This window comes from Coleofasciculus sp. FACHB-712 (assembly GCF_014695635.1).
In the GTDB taxonomy this organism is placed as follows: Bacteria; Cyanobacteriota; Cyanobacteriia; order Cyanobacteriales; family FACHB-T130; genus FACHB-T130.
On record NZ_JACJOQ010000326.1, the window covers coordinates 1 to 3,758 of the forward strand.

Below are 3,758 nucleotides of genomic sequence, written 5' to 3' on the forward strand. Positions count from 1 at the left end.
CGCGAAATTCAAAAAAGTATAGGGTAAGGCAAATATAATTCCACAAGCTGCACGCCATCGACTCCAAGAGAACACGGCTCGTGATGTAGGATATATCCTCCAGAAACGATTGACTGCACACACCATTTCATCGCCCAATCCGATGACTTCATGCCACCAACCGGCAGGAATATAAAGTGTTTCACCTTGCTCAAGGATTACTTCGCATTTATGCTGGAGTGCCTGCTTGAATTTTGGCATTGTTTTAAAGTCAGGGTTTTCCAGATCCACCTGACTAAACCAAGAACGCAATTTCAATCCGTGGCGCAAATGAATATACACCGGAAATGGATAGAGATTGTATGTCTCTGAGGGTGGAAAAAACACTATTTTTTTAGCACCATGCAGTTGCATCAGCGTGCCGTCCACTGAGTCATAATGTAAGCCTGAGCGATGACCTCCCGGAGCTACATAAATGTTCAGTTCGCTCGCAGGTTTCGTTAAACCTAGCCGAGAGCCAATGATTTTTAAAGACTGGGTATTAGCAAGCGGGGTATTTTTGAGGGGACATTTTCCTAGGTTAATGTCATTTTCATGAGCCTTATGGTTACGCAACATCTCTGCATATTCTGTGAATGGCATACTTTGCAGATTTACGCCACTGCCGATGCTTTTCCATTTGCGCTTTTCCTGCTTTTCCCTTTCCCGCCCTGGATTTCGGAAGATTAACTCTTGGCTGCCAAACTTTTCACATAAATAGTCTAAATTCCAGTCACCTTCACTTTCCAATAAGCCCGTAATGATAACAGGAGTTCCGGTTTTTTGATATTTTTCAAAAAATATTTCTGGTGTTACCGATGAAATATCCACTCGTTCGATTGGCTTGACCCGCTTTTCCAAGTCTAATTTTATGACATTTTCCGATTTGGTTTCCATACCCATCTCCTCACCTATTTTGAGTCAATAATAGTTGGATATATAATCATAATTCATTTATGAAAGCTTAGATATCTCTTTTCTCTCTTCCTTAGCGCTCTTGGCGTCTAAGTGCTATCGCTAACAGGAGGCTAACGCCAACGCGGTTCATAAAATTTACAACTCCTATAGAACTGCTATAACTGTCCCCAAAAAAGCTTCGTTTTCATCGCTCATTAGTCATTAATAAAGACATTATGAATAATAACTACTAGCGAAGTTTAGCATTTAGTTTGGAGAAAAAGAAAAAATCTGCTTTAATCGACATCTAGTTATTCTTGCTAATGGATCTAATGCACTAATGGCAAATCTATTGCTACCAGTTTTGACAACAATTGCTGAACGTGCCAGGGCGAATTTTGTGAAAAAAACTCGCCGGACTTCTGCTGTACAGGAGCAGTTATTAAAGGAGCTATTGCAAGCTCATAAAGATACCGAATTAGGTCGCAAATATGGACTGAGAGATATCAGAACAATCGAGCAATTTCAACAACAGATTCCGATTCTGCCTTACAGCAGCTATGAACCCTATACTGAACGCATTGCCCAAGGTGAAAAAAATATTTTAACGCCAGATCCGGTCGTTTATCTCAATACGACCAGTGGCTCGACGGGAAATCAGAAATTAATCCCGGTGACTCAGCGATTTCAGAACTCGTTGGGATGGGCGAATCTGACTTGCATCGGCTTTTTAGGTGAGGCGCTGCGTTCGCAAGATCGAAAATTTGGCAAACTGTTAGTCACCAACACCGCCCAAATAACGGGACGTACCAGTGGTGGGATTGAATATGGGCCGGGAGGTACAGGCGTCCTCCGCATGGGCAAATTTCTCTACGAACAACTCTTTGCCCATCCTTACGAAACCCTACAAGCGGCGGATAGTATCACCCGCCATTATCTTTGCTTCTTATTTGCCCTGCGCGATCGCTCGATGCGCGGAATCGGAGCCAATTTTCCCATGCTCATCCTGCGAATCTGCAACTATTTAGAACGCTACGCGGAAGATTTGATCCGAGACATCGAAACCGGAACCATTGCCAGTTGGTTAACACTCGAACCCGAACTTCGAGCCAAATTGGAACGGCAATGGTCAGCAAATCCAGGTCGCGCTGCTCAATTGCGGGAAATCCTAAAATCAGAGGGACGGCTTACCCCGAAACTAGCATGGCCTGAGCTATCTTTTACCGCCACCGCGCGGGGAGGAACCTCAGATTTTTACTTTGAGCGATTTCCCAGCTACTTTGACGACATCCCTAGCTTTGGGGCTGTTTTCGCCTCCGCTGAAGGCACCTTTAGTATTTACCACGACCTCAACAACGATGGCAGCATCTTAGCCATTGAAGCAGGCTTTTTTGAATTTATCCCGCAAGACCAGTGGGAAGTAGAGCATCCCAAAACCTTACTTGCCACGGAAGTGAAGGCGGGAGAACTTTACCGGATTCTGATGACCAACTATAGCGGCTTCTACCGTTACGATATTGGTGATGTTGTAGAAGTGCTGGGTTTTTACGAGCAGGCTCCTCTGATTGTATTTCGTCACCGTCGAGGCGGGATCTTGTCTTCCACGACGGAGAAGACGACCGAATTTCATGCCACTCAGGTGATGCAAAGCCTGCAACAAGAATTTAGCTTGCCACTAGAGGATTTTTGTATCACTTTGTCCGAAAATGAGTTCCCCGCCCATTATCTCGTGAATATTGAACTCGTTAGCGGTCATATTTTGAGCGAGCGCCTCGCTTTTTTAACCAGCTTTGACCGTAAACTCAAGGAAATTAACGTTTACTATCAATCCAAACGCAAGGATCAGGTGCCTCCTCCCCGACTGCGAATTCTGGCTCCTGGCAGCTTTGCCAAAGTTCGCCAACGTCAAGTAGAAAGGGGAATTCCGGATTCTCAACTAAAATTTCCCCATATTAGCGAAGATCGGAATTTTCTAGCTGGACTGGAAGTGGAGCAAGAGGTTAGACTTCCAGAGGATCGCGATTAAATTTGTCTTTGCTACCAAAGAAAAGCAGCAATCCTGCCACCATCGAGACACTCGCTGCCCCATAAAAGACCCCTGGCAAGCCGCCATAATTGATCGCTGGCCCCAGGAGAATCGGGGAGAGGAACTGTCCGAGGAAACCGGCACCCGTTCCGATTGCCAGCACGCTAGACCGGAGTTGTGAGGGGGCGAGATCGGCTAAAGCGCTATAGAGGTTGGGTAGCACAATCCCAAATCCCACCCCGAAGAGTACCGCTGTTATCAAAATCCAGAGGAGTTGGGACAGCAGTGGGATGGTTGCCAAGGTTAATGCCATCAGTGCAAATCCGGTTGCAGTGGCTCGATTTAAACCGAGTCGCTTGGCGAGTCCCTTCGCAGCAAAAGCGGAGACAGCCGCTGCCCCAACTGCCCGCGATGCCAGGACAATCCCATTGAGAGATGCTCCTGCCCCTATCGTTGCCTTGAGGTAAAGGGGTGCGTAAATAACGACGGCATACATTGCCACTGAGGCTAAGCAAAGGGTGAGCAACAACTGCAAGGCGTGGGGCTGTCCGATGATTTTACCCAACTTTTGGTTGGAATCGGTGGCGCGTTCTTTAACCCGAAGCTTCGGTGGCTTTTCTTTCAAAATTAAAGCAACCAAAAACGCTAGCGGCAACCCTAGCCCATACAGATAAAAAGCATATTGCCAGTGAGTGGCACCAACCCAGCCCCCTAAAAGCGGAAAAGCAATACCAGTCAGAGTTAGGGTACTGGTTGCGTAACCTAAAGCTTGCGATCGCGCTTCGCCTTCATACATATTTCCCAGCAAGCCCAGACT

At 46.4% G+C, this 3,758-nt stretch carries 3 protein-coding genes; 1 reads left to right on the forward strand and 2 read right to left on the reverse strand.

Annotated features, from left to right (window positions below):
• Window positions 1-915: cupin-like domain-containing protein (locus H6F50_RS08375; protein ID WP_190428303.1), on the reverse strand; the 915-nt coding region annotated here is incomplete at its 3' end.
• A gap of 340 nt (window positions 916-1,255) precedes the next feature.
• Here H6F50_RS08375 and H6F50_RS08380 point away from each other — a divergent pair.
• Window positions 1,256-2,941 (forward strand): GH3 auxin-responsive promoter family protein, encoded by a 1,686-nt coding sequence (locus H6F50_RS08380; protein WP_190428305.1) that lies wholly within the window; start codon window positions 1,256-1,258, stop codon window positions 2,939-2,941.
• Here H6F50_RS08380 and H6F50_RS08385 read toward each other — a convergent pair.
• A partial coding sequence (locus tag H6F50_RS08385; protein WP_190428308.1) for an MFS transporter occupies window positions 2,916-3,758 on the reverse strand: 843 nt, incomplete at its 5' end. The two genes, H6F50_RS08380 and H6F50_RS08385, sit on opposite strands and share 26 nt — an antisense overlap.